This window comes from Micromonospora sp. A202 (genome assembly GCF_006715105.1).
Lineage (GTDB): Bacteria > Actinomycetota > Actinomycetes > Mycobacteriales > Micromonosporaceae > Micromonospora > Micromonospora zamorensis.
In genome coordinates this window covers 2,779,081-2,794,528 of the sequence record NZ_VFMP01000001.1, presented here as the reverse complement: position 1 = coordinate 2,794,528, position 15,448 = coordinate 2,779,081, and the positions used below count along the sequence as shown (strand labels likewise).

Genomic DNA, 15,448 nt, shown 5'->3' with positions numbered 1-15,448 from the left:
TGACCTCCTCAGCCGCGCCGGTGGTGCATGCCGAGGCGCAGCAACACGAAACGCAGCACAGTGGCGGCCAGGTTCGCGGCCACCAGCACGGCCAGCTCCACCGGCCGCGCGGGAGCGGCGTGCGCCGCGTGCAGCACGGCCAGCGACCCGCTGGTCAACGCGAGGCCCAGGCCGAAGGCGAGCAGCCCCTGCAGGTGGTGCCGGCCGGCGTGCCGCCGACCGCTGATGCCGAACGTCAACCGCCGGTTCGCGGCCGTGTTGGCCACCGCGGTCAGCAGCAACGCCAGCAGGTTCGCTGGCTGCGCGCCGAGCGCGCCCCGGGTGGCCACGAAGAGCACCAGGTACGCGAGGGTGCTGGCCACCCCGACCGCCGCGAACCGGACCAGTTGCCGGGGCAACCCGACCGGCACCTGCCCCGGCGGCACCCCCAGCGGCTCCCGGTCGAGCTGCTCCGGCCGCGCGGTCAGCGGCGCCCGGCCGAGTTGTGCGCGCAGGTCGGTGAGCGGCAGCGCGCCGGTCAGCAACGCCCGGCCCAACCGACCCATCCCGCGCAGGTCGGCCAGGGCTGTGGCGACGATGTCGACCCGGCTGTCCGGGTCGTCGACCCAGTCCACCGGCACCTCGTGGATGCGCAGCCCGGCCCGCTGGGCGAGCACCAGCAGCTCGGTGTCGAAGAACCAGCCGGTGTCGCGCACCAACGGCAGCAGCTCGACGGCCACGTCGGCGCGGATCGCCTTGAACCCGCACTGCGCGTCGGAGAACCGCGCGGCCAACGCGCCGCGCAGCAGCAGATTGTAGGCCCGGGAGATCACCTCCCGCTTCGCCCCGCGCACCACCCGGGAGGTACGCGCCAGCCGGGTGCCGATGGCCAGGTCGGAGTGCCCGGAGATGAGCGGCGCGACCAGCGGCAGCAGCGCCGCCAGGTCGGTGGACAGGTCCACATCCATGTACGCCAGCACCGGCGCGGACGAGGCGGACCAGGCCGCCGCCAGCGCCCTCCCCCGCCCCTTGGCGTCCAGGTGCAGCACCTCGACGCCGGGCAGCTCGCCGGCGAGGCCGTGGGCCACCGTCAGGGTGTCGTCGACGCTGGCGTTGTCGGCGATGGTGATCCGGAACGGGTACGGGAAGTGCTCGCTCAGGTGCGAGTGCAACCGCCGTACGCACGGCCCGAGGTCGGTCTCCTCGTTGTAGACCGGGATCACCACGTCCAGCACCGCACCGGCGGCGGGTCGGGCCTGGACGGCGGCCCGGGGGCCGCTGAGCGCGGTCACGACGCGTCCCTGCCGGTGCTCAGGTCGTAGACGGTGACACCGTCGACGGTCTGCGCGGTGAAGTTCTCCGTGACCCAGGCGGCGATCTCCTGGGAGGCGGAGCTGCCGCCGTTGGCCCGGAAGCCGCCACCACCGATGAAGTAGTGGATCTTGCCGGCGGCGACGTGGCGCTGGAACTGCGCGAGGGTCGGTGACGGGTCACTGCCGTTGAACCCGCCGATCGGCATCACCGGGTCACCGGTGGCGAGCTGGTAACCGGAGGCGTTGTTGGAGCCGACGGTGGCCGCGACCCAGGTGTAGTCGGCGCTGTCGCGCTCCAGCAGCTCACGCAGGGCCGCACTGGGCTCGCGGGCGTCGAGCAGCCCACCCATTCCCCCAGCGCCGGGGCGTCCCTGCCCACCGGGTGCCTGTCGACCACCACCAGGAGCGGTGGGCGTCTGACCGCCGTCACGGCCCCCGCCCGGGAACTGGCCGCCACCCGGGAACTGGCCGCCGCCCGGGAACTGGCCGCCGCCGTTCTGCGCGCCACCGGGGAACTGGCCGCCGCCGTTCGGCGCGCCACCGGGGAACTGGCCGCCGCCGTTCGGCAGTCCCATGCCACCGGGTGGTCGTCCTCCGGGGAAGCCGCCGCGCCCGAACCCGCCCGCCACGGACGGGCCGGCGCTGGGAATCGACCCGGTGTGCGGGGTCGCCGCGGTCTGGACCGCGTACGCCACCGGGCCCGCGAGGGCCGCCGCCGCGCCGAGGCCCAGGACGACCGGCACCAACCGGCGAGGAAGCCGGGTGACCAGCAGGATCAGTGCCGCGCCGAGCAGGCCTGCGACCAGCACGGTGGTGCGCAGCCACGGGTACCAGTCGGGGCTGCGTCCGAGCAGCACCCACGCCCACCAGGCGGTGACCGCGAGGGTGCCGGCGAGGGTCGCCGTGGCCGCGAGGGGACGCCACCGCTGCCAGCGCGAGCCGGTCGGCGCGTCGTCATCCGGTGCGGGCTGTGGGTGGCGCTGCCGCCAGAGCACTGTCACGCCGATGCCGACCAGCGCGCCGATCGCCGGGGCGAGCGCCACCGTGTAGTAGGCGTGGAAGATCCCGGACATGAAGCTGAAGATCAGGCCGGTGACCAGCAGCCAGCCGCCCCACAGCAGCAGCCCGGCCCGGGTGCGGTCGGTGCGGGCCGCGCGACCGGCCACCAGCAGGCCGGCCACCAGCAGGATCAACGCGGCCGGCAGCAGCCAGGAGATCTGCCCGCCGGTCTCGCCGCCGAACATCCGCAGCACGCCGGTCTGACCGGAGAACGGGCCACCGCCGCCTCCCGGCCGCCCGCCACCGCCGCCGACGCTGCCCACCTCGTCGCCGGTGATCCGGCCGAGGCCGTTGTAGCCGAGGGTGAGCTCCAGGACGCTGTTGCCCTGCGACCCGCCGATGTACGGACGGGCGCTGGCCGGGACCAGCTCGACGAGCGCCACCCACCAGCCGGCGGAGACCAGCACCGCCAGGCCCGCCAGCAGCAGTTGCCGGACCCGCCGCCACAGCCCGGTCGGCGCGGCCAGCAGGTACACCCCGGCGAAGACCGGCACCACCAGGAACGCCTGGAGCATCTTGGTGAGGAAGCCGAAGCCGACCAGCACGCCGACCAGCACGATCCACCGGGTGCTGGCCGTCTCCAGGGCGCGCACTGCGGCGTACGCCCCGGCGACCAGCAGCAGGACCAGCAGCGCGTCGGGGTTGTTGAACCGGAACATCAGCGTCGCCACGGGGGTGACCGCGAGGACCGCTCCGGCGATCAGAGCGGCGCCCGGCCCGTACCAGCGCTTCACTGTCGCGTACAGCACGCCCACCGAGGCGACCCCGCAGAGCGCCTGTGGGACGAGCATCGCCCAACTGTTCAGCCCGAAGATCCGCACGGACAGCGCCATCAGCCACAGCGACGCGGGTGTCTTGTCGACGGTGATGGAGTTGGCGGCGTCCGACGAGCCGTAGAGGAACGCCTTCCAGCTCACCGACCCGGCCTGCACGGCCGCCGCGTAGAACGAGTTGGCCCAGCCGGAGGCACCCAGGCCCCACAGGTAGAGCAGGCCGGTGGCGAGCAAAAGGACCACCAGCGCGGGCGTGGCCCAGGCCGGGGATCGGCGCGCCGGCGGCTGGTGCTCCTCGGGGCGCGTGGCCGTCGGCGGCTCGGGTGCGGCGGGTGCCGTCGGCAGGGTCTCGGTTCTGTCCATGCGGTCAGCCTCAACGGCCGGGCTGGCGCGATGCCGTGCGCCGACTATGCGTCAGCTGTGGGATTCGGCAACCGGACGGTGAACACGGTCCGCCCCGGGCGGCTGTCCACGTCGACCGTGCCGTGGTGGGCCTCCACGACGGCCGCCACGATCGCCAGACCGAGGCCGGTGCTGCCGTGCGCCCGGGACCGGGAGCTGTCGCCGCGGGCGAACCGCTCGAACATCTCCGGTTGCAACTCCGCCGGTATCCCGGGCCCGTCGTCGGCGACGGTGAGCACGGCGCTGCCCGCGTCGACGGCCAGTGTGGTGGTGACGGTGCTGCCGGGTGGGGTGTGCACCCGGGCGTTGGCCAGCAGGTTCGCCACCACCTGGTGCAGCCGGGCGGCGTCACCGGGAACCTGGATCGCGACCTCGGGCAGGCCGAGCTGCCAGTGGTGCTCGGGGCCGGCGACGTGCGCGTCGCTGACCGCGTCCACCACCAGGGCGGTCAGATCGACCGGGTCGACCGCGAGCGGCCGGCCGGTGTCGAGGCGGGCCAGCAGCAGCAGGTCGTCGACGAGGCTGGTCATCCGGGTGCTCTCCGACTCCACCCGACGCAACGCGTGCGCCACGTCGGGAGGAACCTCGTCGCGGCCACGCCGGGCCACCTCGGCGTAGCCGCGGATCGCGGCCAGGGGTGTGCGCAACTCGTGGCTGGCGTCGGCGACGAACTGGCGTACCCGCGTCTCGCTGGCCTGCCGGGCGGAGAGCGCGTCGGCGACGTGGCCCAGCATCCGGTTCAGCGCCGCGCCGACCTGACCGACCTCGGTGCGCGGGTCGGTGTCCGCGGCCGGGACGCGGACGGCGAGGGCCACCTCACCGCGGTCCAGGGGCAGCTCGGTGACCCGGGTGGCGGTGGCGGCGACCCGGTTGAGCGGGCGCAGTGTGGCCCGGACGATCAGCGCGCCGGCCGCCCCGGCGATGACCAGCCCGATGGCCGCGACCGCGGCCTGCGCGGTGACCATCCGCCAGACGATCTCCTGGACGCCGGAGAGGGGGATCGCGACGACGCGGACCCTGCCGTCCCAGGACTGCCGGCCGACCGCCCGGTAGTCGCCGCGGGCGCCGAGGTCGACGGTGCGTGGTTCGGCGCCGACCGGCACGTGGGCCAGGGCGGCGACCTCGTCGACCGGAACGGACTGCTCGTCGGGGAACGGGTCGTCACTGGACGGGCTGTTGGTCAGGGTCCGCGCGCTGGTCACCCGGCCGCCGGTGACCTCGGCGACCACAGTGCCGGACGGCAACCCGGGCGGGATGGCCGGCCCGTTGCCCGGAAACGCCGGCCGCCCCGGACGGTCACCCCGCATGACCGTCGCGGGGGCCAGTTGGGCGTCGAGCCGCTCGATCAGGAAGTGCCGCAGCGCCACTGTGGTGAGCCCACCGATGGCGACGCTGACCACTGCCAGCAGCGCGAGAAGGGCAAACACCAGTCGGGTACGCAGGGAGCGGCCGGCCAGCCAGCGGCGGGCGGCGCGCAGCGGGCGGCGTCTACTCGGCGGGTTTGAGGACATAGCCCGCGCCGCGCAGGGTGTGGATCATCGGTGCCCGGCCGGCGTCGATCTTCTTGCGGAGGTACGAGATGTACAGCTCCACCACGTTGGCCTGGCCACCGAAGTCGTAGTTCCACACCCGGTCGAGGATCTGCGCCTTGCTGAGCACCCGACGGGGGTTGCGCATCAGATAGCGCAGCAGCTCGAACTCCGTCGCGGTGAGGGTGATCAGTTGACCGTCCCGGCGCACCTCGTGGCTGTCCTCGTCGAGGCTGAGGTCGCCGACGGTGAGAACGGCGTCCTCGCGGGTGGCGACCGCGAAGCCGGAGCGGCGCAGCAGTGCGCGAAGCCGGGCGATCACCTCCTCCAGGCTGAACGGCTTGGTGACGTAGTCGTCGCCGCCGACGGTCAACCCGGCGATGCGTTCCTCCACCGCGTCGCGGGCGGTCAGGAAGAGCACCGGCACTGTGGGGGCGTGCTCGCGCAGCCGGCGCAGCACCTGGAAGCCGTCCAGGTCGGGCAGCATCACGTCGAGCACCACGGCGTCCGGCTGGAACTGCCGGGCGGCGCTCAACGCCGCCATGCCGTTGCCAGCGCTGCGGACCTGCCAGCCCTCGTAGCGCAGCGCCATCGACAGCAGGTCGGTGAGGGTGGGTTCGTCGTCGACCACCAGCACCCGGACGGGTTCACCGTCGGGGCGGCGCAGCTCGATCCGGCTCGGCGCGCCCTGCCCGTTCATGACCATGTCCGCCATCGTGGCCGCGACGCCTGTGCCGCGCCCCTGTGGAGGCTGTGCCCCAGCTGTGCGGCCGGGCCGACGGGACGCCGGCGTCGCCACCGGTCAGCCCCGCCTCGTGGTCACTCGGACACCCCGTACGCGTCGGTGCGCACGAAGCGCATGCTCCAGCCACCCGCGTCGTCGGGCCTGTCGCGTTCGTAGAGGTGATCCGGGCCGGGCTGGACCGGACCGGTGCCGTCCGGGTGCCGCATGATCCAACGTGATGGTGGGGCGCCGTCCGACCCGGCCGGCAGCAACCGGACCAGGCCGTCCGCAGGCCCGCCGACGAAGCGTACGGTGACCTCGCTCATCGCAGCGCCCTCTCGGGTGACCGTGCCGGCACAATCGGTGACACCGGCTCTGGCTCGCAAGCTACCGCACCCGCCGCCGTCGGCGCAGCGCGCTGCGCGCGGGGGTCGCCCCGATGCCGCTGCGGTTTGCCCAGCTCGGAGCCCGGGTACCGCGTCCGGTGCACCCGTCGTCGGCGGGGCGGGGACGAGGAGTGGTCGATGCGCACGCTGGACGGGCGGTATCAGCTCGAGGAGCGCATCGGCGTGGGCGGGATGTCCGAGGTGTGGCGGGCACACGACCAGGTGCTCGACCGGTCGGTCGCGGTGAAGCTCATCCTGCCCGGCCCGGGCGACCAGGACGGCCCGGTGGAACGGATCCGCGCGGAGGCCCGGTCGGCCGCCCGCCTGGTGCACCCGAACGTGGCGAGCGTGCACGACTTCGGCACCTCGTCGACCTGGCCCGGCCGGCCGGTGCCCTACATCGTGATGGAGCTGGCCGAGGGTGAGACGCTCGCCGCGCACCTGCGGTCCGGGCCACTGGACTGGCGGATCTCGGTGCGGGTCTGCGCGGAGGTCGCCGCGGCGCTGGCCGCCGCGCACGCGGAGGGCATCGTGCACCGCGACGTCAAACCGGCCAACGTCATGCTCACCCCGGCGGGGGTGAAGGTGCTCGACTTCGGCATCGCCATCCCGGCCGGCGCACCGGACCCACTGCCGACCGGGGTCGTGCTGGGCACCCCGGCGTACCTGGCGCCCGAGCAGCTGGACGGGCAGCCGGCCACCCCGGCAGCCGACATGTACGCCCTCGGAGTGCTGCTCTACTACAGCCTCACCGCCCGCCTGCCGTACGACGCGGTCACCGCCAGCGAACTGCTCGGCGTACGCCGACGTCAGCCACCGGAGCCGCTGCCCGAGATCGACGGTCTCCCGCCGGAGGTGGTGGAGTTGTGCCACTCCTGTCTTGCCGACGAGCCCGGGCAGCGTCCCACCAGCCTGGTCGCGGCGCTGCTGCTGGCCGAGGCGGTGGACGCCCGGGTGTACGTGCCGATGATGATCCCGACGGCCCGCCACGCGGCTCCGACCTCACCGTGGACCGAACGGGCCGCAGCGGAGCCCACCGAGGCGGTGGCGGTGTTCGACGAGTCCTACCGCAGCGCCGGGCGCTGATGCCGGTAGGGCCTCCGGCGTTTCGCCGGGAGGTGGCCGGGTAGCCGAGCCGGTGAGCGACGGGAGAAACGCGATGCCGGAAAAGAGTTCCTGGCTGCGTGAGGCCACAGCGACCGCCGAGGGCGGTCACGTACGCACCGACGATGGCGGGCTCTCCACCGCGCTGGCTTCGCCGCTGGCGCCGCACTGCACCGGGTTGACCCCGGAACAGTTGCTGGCCGCGGCCTTCGCCTCCTGCCTGCACCACGCGGCGGTGGAGGTGGCCGGGGAGATCACCGACGAGGCGCACACCGTCCAGGTCCGGGCGGAGGCGAAGCTGGGGCGCGACGACGACGGCCGGTACCGGGCCGACGTGCACGCGGAGATCTCGTCCGCCGGTCTGAGCCGGGAGCAACTGGCTGACCTTGTCGAGTACGCCGACCGGCTCTGGCCATTCTCCAGCGGCGACACCAGCAGGCATCGGCTGACCGTCACGCCGGCGGAGAACGGTCGACACTGAGATCCGGGTGACGACGGCTCCCGATGGGCAGGCGGGCGAGGCGCTGCGGACCGTTCGAGGGAACTGGCACCGGCCGTTCGGCCGAGCCTGTCGCGCGGCCTCATGCAGGACGTCAAGAGCGGTGACAAGGTCGCATTCGGCCCGCAAATCGGTAATACCCGTCTAGCCCGTTCCGCGAGGTTGATCGTTCTTGCGGCACCTTCGCCCTCTGAAATCCCCAAGATCGGGGCAAACTGTGGCGCAGGCCACTGTACGGGCAGGCGATATCGAGCAATTGGGTCTTTAGCCTCGTCAGGTGCATCCCGACGACCCCTCCGACCAGAAGCTGACCGACGCGCGCCCGACCACCCAACCGGGCGACGCCGCATCAACCGAACGGACGATCGGCCGTCACCGCGTCCCCGAACCGCCCCGGCGCACCCTGCTGGGCTCGACCCCGGTGCGGGTGGCCCTGGCCACCGGTGTCACCTGCTGTCTCGGCCTCGTCGCGGTGGCCACCGCCCGGGGCAGGGACGACGCGCCCCGCACCGTGGAGCCGCTCGCCGAGGCCGTGGCCGACCGTGCCGCCATCGCCGATGAGCGCGCCTCCCGGTCGCTGGACCGCGACCTCGCCCCCGCGCGGGTCCTGCCCAGCCCGACGGCGGCGTCGCCCACCCCGCGCCCCACCGTCGTCCGCAAGGCGCCCAAGAAGCCGGTCAAGCCCCGCCGACCCCGACCGGTCGCCGGCCTCGACCAGGCACAGATGGACAACGCGAAGATCATCGTGGACGTCGGCCTGGACATGAAGATGCCGCGCCGCGCCCTGGTGGTGGCACTGGCCACCGCGATGCAGGAGAGCAACCTCTACAACCTGGCCAGCGACGTCCTGCCGGAGTCGGCGAACTACCCGAACCAGGGCAGTGGCTCCGACCACGACTCGGTCGGGCTGTTCCAGCAGCGACCCAGCAGCGGCTGGGGCACGGTGGCCGAACTGATGCGCCCGTCGTACGCCGCACGGGCCTTCTACACCGCGCTCAACGAGATCCCCGGCTGGCAGGACATGAGCATCACCTACGCCGCCCAGTCCGTGCAGATCTCCGCCTACCCCGACGCGTACGCGCAGCACGAGGACCGGGCGACCACCGTCGTGGCGGCGCTCACCGCCTGAGCCGGGCACCCACGCAACGGCCTTCCGGCGTCAGCGACGGCCGGGCGGCTGCTCCGCGCCCGTGTCCTGCCCGCCGACTCCCACCCGACTTCCCGGCACGCCGGCAGCCGCGGTAGGGGTGTCGGCGGGCACCTGGTCCTCCGTCACCTGGCTGAGGATCTCGTCCACCCGAGCCTCACGTCGCCGGCGGACGTACAGCGCCGCCTCGAAGTCCCGTCGGGCCTGCACGGCGTCGGCGTACGCCCGCTCCCGCACCTGCCGTGCCTCCTCGCGGGCCTCGGCCAGCTCGGCACGGGCCTGGGCCCGAAGGTCGGCTGCCTCACGCCGGGCGCCGTCACCGGCGTGCCGGCCGGCGGAGGTGTCACCGAGGTCAAGCCTCTGCAGGAGCCCGCTGAGCCAGGTGGCCTCCTCGCGGATCTCGTCCCACTCCCGGGTCGATCCGGCGGCACCCTGCGCCCGCGCCGCCAGCCGGGACAACCGGATCCCCAGTTCGTCCAGGCAGGAATCCACCTGCCGCTGGTCGTAGCCGGTCTCAACGACGGAGAACCTCATACTGTCGCCCCCCAGGCAGCTGCTGTTACTTCCCCACCTGGATCCTCGGCCCAGAGGGCGACGGCCGAGGGGGTTCGGGAAAAATGTTCAGCATGCGTGCGCGGCGGGGCCCGCGTCAGACGCGCTTGGGCAGCACCACAACCCGGCCGAAGAACTCGTCGATGCGGCGGACCACGTCGTTGAAGTCGTCCAGGTCGATCGGCTTGGTGACGTACGCGTTGGCCTGCAGCGTGTAGCTGCCGACGATGTCGGTGTCGGCGTTGGAGGTCGTCAGCACGACGACCGGGATGGTCCGCAGATCCTCGTCCTGCTTCACCGCGCCCAGCACCTGCCGACCGTCCATCCGCGGCATGTTCAGGTCGAGCAGGATCACGTCCGGGCGGCGGGCGTGCTCGTGCCGGCCTTCGGCGCGGAGAAACTCCATCGCCTCCTCGCCGTCGCTGACCACGTCGATGACCTTGTCGACGTCGGAATCCGCCAACGCCTCCTCGATCATCAGCACGTCGCCCGGGTCGTCGTCGACCACCAGGATGCGTACCGGCTGCGCGCTGTCTGCGCCCATCACTACCTGCTTCGGGTCGGCGGGACGGGACCGGACGGTCACCGCGCTGGCGGGGAAATGTAGCCCATCAGGAGGCACTGCGCGACGCGGGGTCGACCGCCTCCGGTTCGTACCGCAGCACGTCGGCCAGGCCGGTGACCCGCAACACCCGCTCGACCCGGCCACTGGCGCCGGTGAGCCGCAGCCAACCGCCTTCGGCCGCCGCCCGGTTGTCACCGCGGACGAACACGGCCATCCCGGTGGAGTCGCAGAATGTGAGGTCGGTGAGGTCGAGCAGCACCCGGGTCTCGCCTGCGGCGGCGAGCCGGTCGATCGCGGCGCTCAGCTCGGGAGCGGTGCTCAGGTCCAGCTCGCCCGTGAGGCGCAGACAGGCAACACCGCCGTCGCGCTCGACGTGGCGGACGCTGAACGTCACCGTTCTCCCCCTCGCTCCACCCTGGGGTGGGACGTTTGCAGTGCGGCAAGTATACGCAGTGGCGGCTCGTCCGCCGACCGGCCCTGGCAGCCGGCGACGGGTCCGTCAGCGGCCGGTGGCGGGCAGCACGGCGCGCCCCAGGGCCAGCACACGCACCGCCCGGGGGAAGTCACGCAACGCGACGCCGTAATGATCCAGAGGCTGGGCGACGGCGCCGGCGGGCACCCCACGGCTCAGCAGGATCTCCGACAGCCACTCCACGAACTCGGTGAACAACGAGGGGTCGTCGACGTAGACCGCCGCGGCCAGGAAATCCACTATGTGACCCAGGTCGCTCACCGTCGCGTCCAACTGGGTGGGGCTGTAGGCCCGTGTCGCCGGCACCCGCTCCCGCAGGTCGGCCAACGCGCTGTCGATCAGCTCGCCACGACGCCGCACCAGGCTGGCGTACTCGTCGTCGGCCAGGTGGGCCAACCGCGCCGGCGGCACCCCGCGCAGCGCCCGCTCGTCGGCGATCAGCTCGGCCGCCGCGGGCGCGTTCGGCGCCCAGGCCACACCGAGCCGGCGCGCCCACCGACCGTCCGCACCGAACCCACGCCCACCGACCACCACCGGCACGTCGGAACGACGGCAGGCCTCGATCATCCGGTGGGCGTACGGCAACCGCATCGGCAGCGCGCACGCCAACGCGACCGCGTGGGCGTCGTAGCGGTGCAGGTACGACACGAGGTGCGCAGCCGGGACACTGGCGCCCAGGAAGGTCACCTGCCAGCCGCGCAACCGCAGCACCTCGGCCACCAGCCGGGGCGGCAGCGCGTGCCACTCGCCGTCCATGCAGGCGACCACCACCCGCCCGCCGGTCGGGCGCGGGTTGGCATGCGCGGCGACCGCCGCCACCACCTGCTCGCTGATGTGCGTGGCGGCGTGCTCCTGGGCGACGCTCCACTCGTTGCGCGCCCAGCGCTCGCCCACCTCGGACTGCGCGGGCGCGACCAGATCGAGCAGCACCCGCTCCGCCGGCACGCCCGCGTCGAGCAGGCCGATCGCCATGTCGATCGCTGCGTACTCGTCGGCGTCGGCGAGGCAGTCCAGATAGCCCGCGTACGCGTCGGTCGGATCGGCGGCCGTCGTGGCAGCGGTCACGCGTCGGTCTCCCTCTGTCGGTCGGCGCCGGCCTGCGCGGGCACCGAGTGCAGGTGCCGCGACCCGCGACCACCCGGACCGGTCGCCCGCAGCGCCAGCACCGCGATGTCGTCGTGGTCGCCGTGCGCCAACCAGTCGCAGGTGACCTGCTCGACCCGCTCGGCCAGGGCCGGCGCGGGCATCCGTTGGCAGCCGGTCACGGCGGCGACCAGGCGTTCCGTGCCGAACTGCTCGTCGCTGCGGCGACCACCCCGGGCCTCGGTCACCCCGTCGCTGTAGAGCAGGCAGGTCTCCCCCGGCGCGAGCCGTACGGTCACCTCACCGACGCGGGGGTCGGGCACCACACCGATCAGCATGCCGCTCAGCGGCACCGACTCCACCTCACCGGAGTTGCGCAGCACCAGCGGCGGCATGTGCCCACCGCCGGCCATGGTGAGGGTCAGGCCGCCGTCGCGCTGTGGGCGGGCCACGCCGAGCACCATCGTGGCGAAGCGGCCCTGGCCGTGCGCCTGGGTGGTTTCCAGCAGCGCGTCGTTGAGCAGCCGCAGCAACCGCCCGGGGTGCGACTCCAACCGGTGCAACGCCTGTAGGCACTGACGCAACTGGCCGGTGAAGACGGCAGCCTCGACGCCCTTGCCCGAAACGTCGCCGAGGAAGAACACCGAGCCCCCGTCGGCGAGCCGGTGCGAGCCGTAGAAGTCGCCGCCGATGCGCAGCCCCGCCTGGGCCGGCCGGTACGCGGTGCCCCACTGCACGCCCGCGGCCTCGGCCGGCTCGACCGGCAGCAGGCTGGCCTGGAGGGTGTCGGCCACCTCCGCCTGGTCGCGGTAGAGCAGGGCGGTGGTCAGGGCCGCGCCGGCACGGGCCGCGAATGCGCGAGCCAGCTCGACGTCGGCCTCGTCGTACCAGCGGGTGGAGCGGCGGGCCACCAGCAGCACGCCGACGGGCGCGTCGCGGCCGGGCAACGGAACGACCCGGGCAGCGCTGTCGGTGCCGGCGAGCCCGGGCAGCCAGCCGGCGTCGACCGCCTGCTCGACCAGCCAGTCGACCGCGTGCGGCTCGACCCCGGTCAGCCCGTCGGCGATGGCGGTCGGCAGGTCCCCGCCGGCCAGCACGCCGCTGTCCACCGTCGGGGCCTCGTCGTCGGACCGCGAGGCCCGCCACCAGCGGGCGCGACCGCCACGGGGGGCGAGCACGAGCACGGCCACCTCGGCCAGGGTCGGCACGGCGAGGCGGACGACCGCGGCAGCGGCCCGGTCGGGGTGCAGTGGGTTGCCGAGCTTGTCACCGACCACGGCCAGGAACGCCGAGCGGGCCCGCTCGGCGAGCAGCGCGTCGGCGCGGCTGACGCTGTCGGTGACGTCCTCGACGTACCAGCAGCAGCGGGCACCGGAGAGCGGCACCTGGCGGGCGGTGAGCCGGCGCCCGTGATGGGTGAAGCCACCGGCGTCGCCGTCGCTCAGCCCGGGCGCACCCGCCGCGCTGAGCAGCTCGCCGGGCGTCACCTCGGGCAGCAGTCGTTCGGCCACCGGACTGACATGTCGTACGACGCCGTCGGCGTCGCAGACGACAAGGCCCTCCCGGAAATGCTCGACGACCTCGGACCAGTCGGGTGCGGCCGGATCCCGGTCGGGGGCGAGCGGCGGCAGTGCGGCGGTGGATCGGGGCGTGACGTCGGCGGACCACGCCGGGGACCGTGTCGTACTCGGCGTGGGAAGCCGTCCGTCGCCCGGGTCCCAGTCCCTGACGTCGGTAGCAGTCACCAGCTGAGCCTCACTCCTTGTCGTCCACCCGAACCCGTGCCGGAACCGGCGTCCATGGTCAAAAGTCTTCCGACCACCCTACGCCGGTACGCGGAAACCGGCACCTCAGAGCCGTAGCCGAGCGTCGCCACCACGGCCTGAAGGGTGCCGGACGGTCGATTTGGACGCGCGGATGTCGCCCCCGGCTTTGCGTTCTCCCGCAGGGCTGCGAACATGGTGGGATGTCCGATCAGCTGTTGACCATCGAGACGACCCGGCTCGACGCCGGGCACGTCCTCCTTCAGCTGATCGGAGAGCTCGACTACGACACCGCGCCCGATTTGACCGCCGTGGCGGCCGACCTCAGTGGCGACGACGAGGTGCTGATCGACCTGACCCGCGTGAGTCTCTGCGACTCCTCCGGGCTCAGCGCGCTGCTGGTGGTGCAGCGGATCGCCCGGGCGATCCGGTTGACCGGGGTCAGCCCGCAGTTGCAGCGGATGCTCGACCGCACCGGCCTGGCCGAGTTGCTGGCCGTCGAGCACGTCGACGGCCTGCGCGCCACCGGCTGACCTCGGGCCACCCCGGGACGGGGTGGCCCCCGACCCTGGGACCTGGGGTCGGGGGCCGGAGGAATGTCTAGGGTGCCGTCACCGGCTGGAGCCGGGGGCCGCTCTCGCGCAGCTCGCCGGTCGAGGGCGGTTCGACGTCCTCGGGCTGTCCCGAATCGGGCGTCTGGTACAGGTAGCGGACGAACTGCCCACCGGCCTCGTTGTCGTCCGCGCCGGGCCACTGGCCGATGCAGTCCATACCGACCACCTCGCGGCCCGTCCCGTCGGCCTCCTCCAGCAGCGCCCACAGGCTCACCGGGTAACACCTGGTGAGATCGGGCGTGAGTTGCCAGCGCGCGTACCAGCCCGGTCGAGCGGGGACGATCTCGACGATCTGCTTCATGACGACCTTCCTTCCGCGTACCTCGGAAGAACTCCGGTCCTGAGCTGATCGTGCGGGCCGTGCGGGTGAGCACCCCTCACCCCGCCCGGATGAAGCGTGGCGCAGGCCGGTCCGACCCGGCCGGCGGCCTCCGTTTCCTTCTCGGGGACGGCGGGAACGCGACTGGAGCAGCCACGATCCCCAGCGGAAGGGATGCCAGCATGCGCAAGCAGATGGAAGGCGACAACCAGAGGCGCCGGGCACTGGCCCGGCAGGCCCGGGAACAGAATCGCCAGCCCAGCGAGATCGGCGCCAGCCTGAGCGCCACCAAGCAGCTCAAGAGCCTCGATTCGGGCAAGCGGGCCGGCCCACCGGCCGCCGGGCTGCACAAACCGGACAGCACGCGTGGCGGGCCGGCACCGCCGCCACTCGGCACGGCCGACAACCCGAGGCCACAGCCGTCCCCGCCCAGCGGCGCAGCCGGCGTGAGCACCATGGGCTACCACGACCTCGTCGACGAGGTCCGGCGTCGGGCCGGGGTCGACTTCAAGACGGCGAAGGTGGGCACCGAGGCGACAGTGCTGGTCCTCGCGTTCGCGCTGGAGGCGGCCGAGCGGCAGCGCCTGCTCGCGGCCGTGCCCGCGTCCCTGCACGACGTGCTGCCGGTCGACGGCATCGAGCGGCACCAGGACCTGCCCGGCTTCCTGGCCGAGGTGGGCCGGATCAGCGGCAACACCCCGGAGCAGGCCCGCTACCAGGCCGAGGCGACGATCGCCGCGCTCGCCGAACAGGACGGCGACCTGGTCGAGTCGTTGCACGTACCCGACGGTCTGCGTGACCTGCTGAACCCACCGGAGGCCGGTGGTGGCCTCGTGGGCGCCTCCACCACCACGCCCACCCTGGACGCGGCCGAGATCAGTGCGGCACTGGACGACCTGCCGTACTGGGCCGGCGACAGCCAGGGCCTCTACCGGGTGGTCGCGCTGCCACCGGACAACCTGGACCGGGTGCTCGCCCGGCTCGACCGGCTGCGCCAGGACAACGGCCGCGGCCCGAGCATCGGACGCCCCGGCGGCACCGCCGCCGTGTTGACCGTACGGACCAGCCAGGCCGACGGGGTGACCGCGCTCGACGTGGACCTCGCCCACCAGATCGACGACGCGATCGACGAGGTGGGGGCCGGGATGGCCGGCGGCTGACCGGC

At 73.3% G+C, this 15,448-nt stretch carries 16 protein-coding genes; 5 read left to right on the top strand and 11 right to left on the bottom strand.

Going from position 1 to position 15,448, the window contains the following annotated elements; all coding sequences use genetic code 11:
* Nucleotides 1–8 precede the first annotated feature (8 nt).
* From FBZ33_RS12925 to FBZ33_RS12905, 5 genes are all read right to left on the bottom strand, one after another.
* Nucleotides 9–1,271, bottom strand: coding sequence for a dolichyl-phosphate beta-glucosyltransferase (locus FBZ33_RS12925; protein WP_141909229.1), 1,263 nt, complete (start codon nt 1,269–1,271; stop codon nt 9–11).
* Complete coding sequence (locus tag FBZ33_RS12920) at nt 1,268–3,487, bottom strand: glycosyltransferase family 39 protein (protein ID WP_141909228.1); 2,220 nt, start codon at nt 3,485–3,487, stop codon at nt 1,268–1,270. The genes FBZ33_RS12925 and FBZ33_RS12920 overlap by 4 nt, the downstream gene beginning before the upstream one ends.
* A 44-nt stretch (nt 3,488–3,531) precedes the next feature.
* Entirely contained in the window at nt 3,532–5,037 is a 1,506-nt protein-coding gene (locus FBZ33_RS12915; protein WP_141909227.1) for a cell wall metabolism sensor histidine kinase WalK, read from the bottom strand.
* On the bottom strand, nt 5,015–5,755 hold the full coding sequence (locus tag FBZ33_RS12910) for a response regulator transcription factor (protein ID WP_370453086.1): 741 nt from the start codon (nt 5,753–5,755) through the stop codon (nt 5,015–5,017). The genes FBZ33_RS12915 and FBZ33_RS12910 overlap by 23 nt, the downstream gene beginning before the upstream one ends.
* A gap of 119 nt (nt 5,756–5,874) precedes the next feature.
* Complete coding sequence (locus FBZ33_RS12905) at nt 5,875–6,105, bottom strand: hypothetical protein (RefSeq protein ID WP_141909226.1); 231 nt, start codon at nt 6,103–6,105, stop codon at nt 5,875–5,877.
* Nucleotides 6,106–6,303: 198 nt separating this feature from the next.
* Here FBZ33_RS12905 and FBZ33_RS12900 point away from each other — a divergent pair, with 198 nt between their 5' ends.
* The 3 genes from FBZ33_RS12900 to FBZ33_RS12890 all read left to right on the top strand — a co-directional run bounded on the left by FBZ33_RS12900 (nt 6,304) and on the right by FBZ33_RS12890 (nt 8,897).
* Nucleotides 6,304–7,251, top strand: a complete 948-nt coding sequence (locus FBZ33_RS12900) for a serine/threonine-protein kinase (RefSeq protein ID WP_141909225.1) — start codon at nt 6,304–6,306, stop codon at nt 7,249–7,251.
* Nucleotides 7,252–7,324: 73 nt separating this feature from the next.
* Nucleotides 7,325–7,750 carry an OsmC family protein gene (locus FBZ33_RS12895; protein ID WP_141909224.1) on the top strand — a complete coding sequence of 142 codons (426 nt, stop codon included), beginning with the start codon at nt 7,325–7,327 and terminating at the stop codon, nt 7,748–7,750.
* A gap of 295 nt (nt 7,751–8,045) precedes the next feature.
* Nucleotides 8,046–8,897, top strand: a complete 852-nt coding sequence (locus FBZ33_RS12890; protein ID WP_185755284.1) for a hypothetical protein — start codon at nt 8,046–8,048, stop codon at nt 8,895–8,897.
* Nucleotides 8,898–8,927: 30 nt separating this feature from the next.
* On the opposite strand, the gene FBZ33_RS12885 is transcribed toward FBZ33_RS12890, so the two are convergent.
* The 5 genes from FBZ33_RS12885 to FBZ33_RS12865 all read right to left on the bottom strand — a co-directional run bounded on the left by FBZ33_RS12885 (nt 8,928) and on the right by FBZ33_RS12865 (nt 13,332).
* Entirely contained in the window at nt 8,928–9,449 is a 522-nt protein-coding gene (locus FBZ33_RS12885; RefSeq protein WP_141909223.1) for an ATPase, read from the bottom strand.
* 115 nt (nt 9,450–9,564) lie between these two features.
* Complete coding sequence (locus FBZ33_RS12880) at nt 9,565–10,011, bottom strand: response regulator (protein WP_141909222.1); 447 nt, start codon at nt 10,009–10,011, stop codon at nt 9,565–9,567.
* 67 nt (nt 10,012–10,078) lie between these two features.
* Nucleotides 10,079–10,426, bottom strand: a complete 348-nt coding sequence (locus FBZ33_RS12875) for an STAS domain-containing protein (RefSeq protein WP_141909221.1) — start codon at nt 10,424–10,426, stop codon at nt 10,079–10,081.
* A 105-nt stretch (nt 10,427–10,531) separates the two neighbouring features.
* Nucleotides 10,532–11,569 (bottom strand): B12-binding domain-containing protein, encoded by a 1,038-nt coding sequence (locus FBZ33_RS12870; protein ID WP_141909220.1) that lies wholly within the window; start codon nt 11,567–11,569, stop codon nt 10,532–10,534.
* Nucleotides 11,566–13,332, bottom strand: a complete 1,767-nt coding sequence (locus FBZ33_RS12865; protein WP_141909219.1) for a PP2C family protein-serine/threonine phosphatase — start codon at nt 13,330–13,332, stop codon at nt 11,566–11,568. Before FBZ33_RS12865 ends, FBZ33_RS12870 begins: the two co-directional genes overlap by 4 nt.
* Before the next feature lie 221 nt (nt 13,333–13,553).
* Between FBZ33_RS12865 and FBZ33_RS12860 the strand changes: the two genes are divergently transcribed.
* Nucleotides 13,554–13,883: an STAS domain-containing protein gene (locus FBZ33_RS12860; RefSeq protein WP_141909218.1), complete on the top strand. Its 330-nt coding sequence runs from the start codon at nt 13,554–13,556 to the stop codon at nt 13,881–13,883.
* A 67-nt stretch (nt 13,884–13,950) separates the two neighbouring features.
* On the opposite strand, the gene FBZ33_RS12855 is transcribed toward FBZ33_RS12860, so the two are convergent.
* Nucleotides 13,951–14,265 (bottom strand): hypothetical protein, encoded by a 315-nt coding sequence (locus tag FBZ33_RS12855; RefSeq protein WP_099852997.1) that lies wholly within the window; start codon nt 14,263–14,265, stop codon nt 13,951–13,953.
* Nucleotides 14,266–14,465: 200 nt separating this feature from the next.
* Here FBZ33_RS12855 and FBZ33_RS12850 point away from each other — a divergent pair, with 200 nt between their 5' ends.
* Complete coding sequence (locus FBZ33_RS12850; RefSeq protein ID WP_141909217.1) at nt 14,466–15,443, top strand: DUF2267 domain-containing protein; 978 nt, start codon at nt 14,466–14,468, stop codon at nt 15,441–15,443.
* Nucleotides 15,444–15,448 lie beyond the last annotated feature (5 nt).